General features: G+C 63.9%; 7 protein-coding genes. 6 read left to right on the top strand and 1 reads right to left on the bottom strand.

Annotated elements, in window-relative coordinates; genetic code table 11:
• Positions 1–104: 104 nt before the first annotated feature.
• From iolE to phnN, 6 genes are all read left to right on the top strand, one after another.
• Entirely contained in the window at positions 105–1,022 is a 918-nt protein-coding gene (gene iolE, locus EN939_RS17925; protein ID WP_127269082.1) for a myo-inosose-2 dehydratase, read from the top strand.
• Positions 1,023–1,080: 58 nt separating this feature from the next.
• Entirely contained in the window at positions 1,081–1,299 is a 219-nt protein-coding gene (locus tag EN939_RS17920; protein ID WP_127269081.1) for a DUF3329 domain-containing protein, read from the top strand.
• 322 nt (positions 1,300–1,621) lie between these two features.
• Positions 1,622–2,434: a 5-deoxy-glucuronate isomerase gene (gene iolB / locus EN939_RS17915; protein WP_127269080.1), complete on the top strand. Its 813-nt coding sequence runs from the start codon at positions 1,622–1,624 to the stop codon at positions 2,432–2,434.
• A 153-nt stretch (positions 2,435–2,587) separates the two neighbouring features.
• Positions 2,588–3,295: a DUF1045 domain-containing protein gene (locus EN939_RS17910; protein WP_127269079.1), complete on the top strand. Its 708-nt coding sequence runs from the start codon at positions 2,588–2,590 to the stop codon at positions 3,293–3,295.
• A gap of 13 nt (positions 3,296–3,308) precedes the next feature.
• Positions 3,309–4,448 (top strand): alpha-D-ribose 1-methylphosphonate 5-triphosphate diphosphatase, encoded by a 1,140-nt coding sequence (locus tag EN939_RS17905; protein ID WP_127269078.1) that lies wholly within the window; start codon positions 3,309–3,311, stop codon positions 4,446–4,448.
• Positions 4,445–5,074 carry a phosphonate metabolism protein/1,5-bisphosphokinase (PRPP-forming) PhnN gene (gene phnN / locus EN939_RS17900; protein WP_164748922.1) on the top strand — a complete coding sequence of 210 codons (630 nt, stop codon included), beginning with the start codon at positions 4,445–4,447 and terminating at the stop codon, positions 5,072–5,074. Before EN939_RS17905 ends, phnN begins: the two co-directional genes overlap by 4 nt.
• 39 nt (positions 5,075–5,113) lie before the next feature.
• Here the strand turns inward: phnN and EN939_RS17895 are convergent.
• Positions 5,114–5,893: aldose 1-epimerase (locus tag EN939_RS17895; protein ID WP_164751053.1), on the bottom strand; the 780-nt coding region annotated here is incomplete at its 5' end.

Below are 5,893 nucleotides of genomic sequence, written 5' to 3'. Positions count from 1 at the left end.
CGGCTAGACCCCTTGTCCCCGTCCCTATACGGGGAGAAGGTGCCGGCAGGCGGATGAGGGGCGGCGGCAACCAAAGGATAACTGTTCTAAACCGGAGTGACGACTTGAAAGCCAAACTGGGCATGTCCCCCATTGCGTGGTGGAACGACGATCTTGCGGAACTCAGCGATGACGTGTCGCTGGAAGAATGCCTGCGCCAGTCGCGCTCGGCCGGCTTCACCGGCATGGAGATGGGCCGGCGTTTTCCCAATGATCCCGAAATCATGCTGCCGATCCTGAAGGCGTCCGACGTCACGCTATGCGGTGGCTGGTTCTCCGGCACGCTGGTCGATGGGGAGATGGCCGACAACAAGGATCGCATCCAGCCGATGATCGACCTGTTCAAGGCGGTGAATGCGCCTTGCATCGTTTATGGCGAAGTCGGCCGCTCGATCCAGGGCGACCGCTCGAAGCCGCTGGCGACCAAGCCGAAGCTGTCGGATGACGAGATGAAGGCTTACGCGAAACGCCTGACCGCGTTTGGCGAATGGTGCGCCGAACAGGGTATGCCGCTGTCCTATCATCACCACATGGCGGCGGTGGTCGAGACCGAGCCGGAACTCGATGCCTTCATGCGCTATTCCGGAGCCGGCATTCCGCTGCTGCTCGATGCCGGACATCTGGCATTCGCCGGCGGAGACGTGCTGCGTGCCATCGACAACCATCATACCCGCATCAGCCATGTGCATGTGAAGGACGTTCGCATGGGCGTGATCGAAAAGCTCGATCGCACCAAACAATCCTTCCTCGACGCGGTGGCGCTGGGCGCCTTCACCGTGCCGGGCGACGGCTCGCTCGATTTCGGCGCCATCGTGCAGCGCTTCGCCGACCATGGCTATGAGGGCTGGTTCGTGGTCGAGGCCGAGCAGGACCCGAAGAAGAACCCGCCACTCAGGATGGCACAGGTTGGCTACAAGGAATTGATGCGCGTCATGACCGCCGCCGGCTATACGGTCGAGACGCAAGGCTTTCCAAATGTCTAGTTTCCCAATGGCTGGTGCGACGGGTTCCCGGCGAGACCGATTGCTGTAGATTGGCCCTATGAAAGATTCCGAACACCCCTTCTTCCGACCTTTGTGGCGGCGTGTCGCCATCGTCGCGGTCTGCGTCATCTGGTCGATCATCGAGTTCGCCACCAGCACGCCGTTCTGGGGCATGATCGCGCTCGGCTTCGCCGGCTACGCCGTCTGGCAGTTTTTTTATCTCTACAAGCCTGCTGACGAGGCGAAGCCTTCGGTCGAGCCCGAGCCGAAGGAGTAACTGATCGCATGCGTTGGCGACTATCTTGCAGTGCTTCTCGTTTCGTCATCCTGGGGCGGAGCAAGGAGCGAAGCGACGCGGCGCAGACCCTAGGATCCATGCCATGACTTTGAAGCTGGTGTGACGGTGCAGAATCCGCTCCGCTGCGCCCTTCGGCCGAGGCAACGGCATGGATCCTAGGGTCTCCGCGACGGAGCTTCGCTCCTGCTTCGCCCTAGGATGACGAAGTTGGAAGGGCGCCGGCCGAAGATTTGCGATGGCCCTTTCAAACAGGCGGCTTGGCTTCACGGAGTCCTTCAAGCCAACGGAATAGGAGACAAAAATGTCGAAGCTGCTCGTCAAAGCCGACAAAGGCCATGGCCGCGTCGCCCATGTGACGCCGAAAAGCGCCGGCTGGACCTATGTCGGTTTCGACCTGCATCGGCTGAAGCCGGGCGAGAGCGTCTCCGGCAAGACGGAGGATCGCGAAGTCTGCCTGGTGTTCGTTACCGGCAAGGGCAAGGCTTCAGCCGGCGGCAAGGATCTCGGCCTGCTCGGCGAGCGCATGTCGCCCTTCGAGGGCAAGCCGTGGTCGGTGTATGTGCCTGAGGGATCGGATTGGTCGGTGACGGCGGACACCGGACTGGAACTCGCGGTCTGCTCGGCGCCGGGCCTTGGCGGCGGTCTGCCGGTTCGCGTCATCGGACCGGACGATCTCGGCCAGGAGGTGCGCGGCAAGGGCACCAACACACGCTATGTCACCAACATATTGCCGGAGGGCAAGCCGGCCGATTCGCTGCTGGTGGTCGAGGTGATCACGCCCGGCGGCCACACGTCGAGCTATCCGCCGCACAAGCACGACCGGGACAATCTGCCCGCTGAATCCTATCTTGAGGAAACCTACTATCACCGTCTCAACCCGCCGCAGGGCTTTGCCTTCCAGCGCGTCTACACCGATGCCGACGAGAATGGCCATCGCGCGCTCGACGAAGCGATGGCGATCGAGGATGGCGATGTCGTGCTGGTGCCCGGGGGCTATCACCCCTGCGCCGCCTGCCACGGCTACGACCTCTATTATCTCAACGTCATGGCCGGACCGAAGCGGACGTGGAAATTCCACAACGCGCCCGAGCACGAGTGGTTGATGAAGGCCTGATCGGTCGCTGCGTGAGCACTCGCTCCCTGGTCCAGCACGAAAAAATCGTCGGCTAATGACCCCGCCGCAGCGTTTTGTTACCTGAAAGCCAGCAAGGCTTCGTCAATTCGTCATGGAAATCACCTATGGCAGCGAAGCTGACAAGGACTTTCCATGCGCTACGCCCTCTATTTCACCCCCCGGCAGGACGAGCCTCTGGCGCGGATCGCCGCCGACTGGCTGGGCCGCGACGCGTTCGGCGCCGCGACGAGGCCGGTCGAAGCGGTGGCCGACCTGTCGGCGGCGGAAGTCGCTTTCCACACCGCTTCGGCGCGCCGCTATGGCTTTCACGCAACGCTGAAAGCCCCCTTCCGCCTGGCTGCCGACGAGACGGAAGCCTCGCTGCGCGCCGCACTCGACCAATTCGCCGAGGCGACGCCGGTGGTGACCATCCCGCGTCTCGTGGTCAGCCAGATCGACGGCTTCTTCGCACTGGTGCCGGAAGGGCCAGTGCCTGCGCTCAACCGGTTCGCCGATGACGTGGTGCGCGATTTCGACCGGTTTCGCGCACCACTGAGCGAAGCGGAAATCGAGCGGCGCAGCCCGGATTCGCTGAAGCCGGCCGAGTTCCGCAATCTCTGCCAATGGGGTTACCCCTATGTCTTCGAAACCTTTCGCTTCCACATGACGCTGTCGGGCCGGGCGGGGTCACAGGAAAGCCCTCGTTTGCGCGCAGCGATCGACAGCCTGTTCGCGGAAGTGCTGCAACAGAAGGTGCTGGTGGATGCGCTGACCTTGTTTGTCGAAACCGAACCGGGTGCACCGTTCATGGTGCTCTCGCATCACGCGCTCGGGCGCCGCCCGGCCAGAAAAACCGCCTGAAGGACTGCCTGAAATGACCGCCGAGACTGTTCTCCACAATGCCCGCATCGTGCTTGCCGACGAGATCGTCGAGGGTTCGCTGGTGCTGCGCGACGGCTTTATCGCCGGCATCGAATCCGGCATCAGCCGCATCGGCGAGGATATGGGCGGCGACTATATCATTCCCGGGCTGGTCGAATTGCACACCGACCATCTCGAAGGCCACTACGCGCCGCGGCCCAAGGTGCGCTGGAATCCGATCGCCGCCGTGCTCGCCCATGACGCGCAGGTGGCGACCGCCGGCATCACCACCGTGCTCGACGCCTTGCGCGTCGGCATGGACGAAGACGCCGACCTGACATCGGCCGACATCCGCAAGCTGGCCGACGCGATCGAGGACAGTGTGAAGCAGGACCGTCTGCGCGCCGACCATTTCATCCATCTGCGCTGCGAGGTTTCGGCACCGGACTGCCTCAGGGCTTTCGCCAATTTCGACGGCGACGAGCGGGTCAAGCTGGCGTCGCTGATGGACCATGCGCCAGGCCAGCGCCAGTTCGTCGATCTCGAGACCTATGCCTACTATTACCAGCGCAAGCTGAAGCTGACCGATCGCGACTTCAAGCTGTTCTGCGAAAAGCGGATGGCCGAATCGGCGCGCAATTCGGCGCCGAACCGGGCGGTGATATCAGCCGCCTGCCAGGAGCGCGGCATCGTGCTGGCCAGCCACGACGACGCCACATCAGGCCATGTCGACGAGGCGATCGAGCAGGGCGTGCGCGTCGCCGAATTCCCGACCACGGAAGAGGCCGCCAGGGCCTCGAAAGAGGCCGGGATGGGCGTGCTGATGGGCGCGCCCAACGTTATGCGCGGCGCCTCGCATTCGGGCAATGTCTCGGCCCGCACGCTGGCCAGCGACGGCCTGCTCGACATCTTGTCATCCGACTATATTCCCTTCAGCCTGATCCAGTCGGCGTTCTTCCTCGGCGATGTCGTCGAAGGCATTTCCCTGCCGCAGGCCGTCGCCATGGTCTCGAAGAACCCGGCCGATGCGGTTGGCCTGACCGATCGCGGCGTCATCGAACAGGGCCGCCGCGCCGATCTGGTGCGCGTGCGCGTCGACGACCATGTCCCGGTGGTGCGCACCGTCTGGCGGCAGGGAAGCCGGGTCGCATGATGGTGTCGGCGTCGATCGAGCGGGAATTGTCGGCCGAGACGTTTCCGATCCGCGATGGCGTTTTCGTCGCCGTCGTCGGCCCAAGCGGCGCCGGCAAGGACACAGTGATCGGCTACGCCCGCGCCCGCTTTGCCGACGAAACGCGGCTGGAGTTCGTCCGCCGCGTCATCACCAGGCCGAGCGATGTCGCCAGCGAGGACCACGACACGCTGGCCGATGCCGCCTTCGTCGAGGCCGAAGCCGATGGCGCCTTCGCCATCTCCTGGGAAGCGCACGGCTTGCGCTACGGCATCCCCGCCGATGTCGACTGGTCCGTCGCCAATGGCCGTGTCGCTGTCGCCAATGTGTCGCGCGCGATCATCCCCTCCTTGCGCGAACGCTATGCCAATCTGGCCATCGTCGAGATCACCGCCTCGCCTGAAGTGCTGGCCGAGCGTCTGGCGATGCGCGGCCGCGAGTCACGCGGCGAAGTGCTGGCGCGGCTGGCACGCAGCGCCAATGTCACTCTGTCCGGGTCCGGCGTCACCTCGATCGACAACAGCGGCCCGCGCGAAGCGGCCGGCGAACGCTTCGCCGAGGTGCTGCGCAAGGCGATGGCTTTTTCCGACATGTCGGGCCTGATCTAGATCGTCGGCTCCTGACGCCTCGTTCACGCGATGGGCGCTTTAAGCCCCAAGCGCAAAGGGCATCAGCGACACCGTGCCGGCCGAACTTTCACCTGGGGCGAGCACGATGGCGCCCTCGTCCGGATCGCTCCATCCGCCCCGGTTGAAAGCACCGGATGCCATGGTCTGCGGTTCGACGCAAAAGTAAGGCTTGGCCGGATCGGCGTACAGCATCAGGTGCTTGAAGATCGGATCGGCCTTGATGCGCAAACCCGCGCCGCGCGCCGGAAAGCGAAGCGTCGCCTCACCCGTCCAGCCGCCATAATCATTGTTGCGCCAGCCGGCGGGTAAAGGCCGGCTCTCGGCGAAGTCGAGTTCGGGCGCAAGCGCTATCGGATCGCCGGCGATGCCTTGCGGTTCCTCCAGATAGAACCGCGCGGCCTTGAATTGCAGCGTGACGTCCGGGTCGCGGTCGAACCAAGGATGCAGGCCGAAACCAAACGGCATGGAAACCGGCCCCGTGTTGGTCAGTGTCATGGTCACGTCGAGGCCTTCTTCGGACAGCACGAAAGCCTGCGTCGCGTGATAGGAGTAGGGTTCGAGGCTGGCTGCGATATCCAGCGACAGCGTTGCCTGGGCGTCGCCCGCTGCAGTGACAGTCCAGGGGTGTTTCCAGCCGCTGCCATGCACGTTGATGGCTTCGGGCGGATTGTTGGGCTGGACCCGCCAGCGCTTCGCTCGAAACTCGAAGGTATTTCCGGCGATGCGGTTGGCGTAGGGTATCATCGGGAACATGGCCACGCCAAGCACGTTGCCCGCTTCGCGATCATGGTCCGAGAG

Origin of the sequence: Mesorhizobium sp. M7A.F.Ca.CA.002.05.1.1 (assembly GCF_003998335.1) — a bacterium.
Taxonomy (GTDB): Bacteria; Pseudomonadota; Alphaproteobacteria; order Rhizobiales; family Rhizobiaceae; genus Mesorhizobium.
The sequence above is the reverse complement of the archived record's forward strand: the minus strand, read 5'-3'. Positions and strand labels throughout refer to the sequence as shown.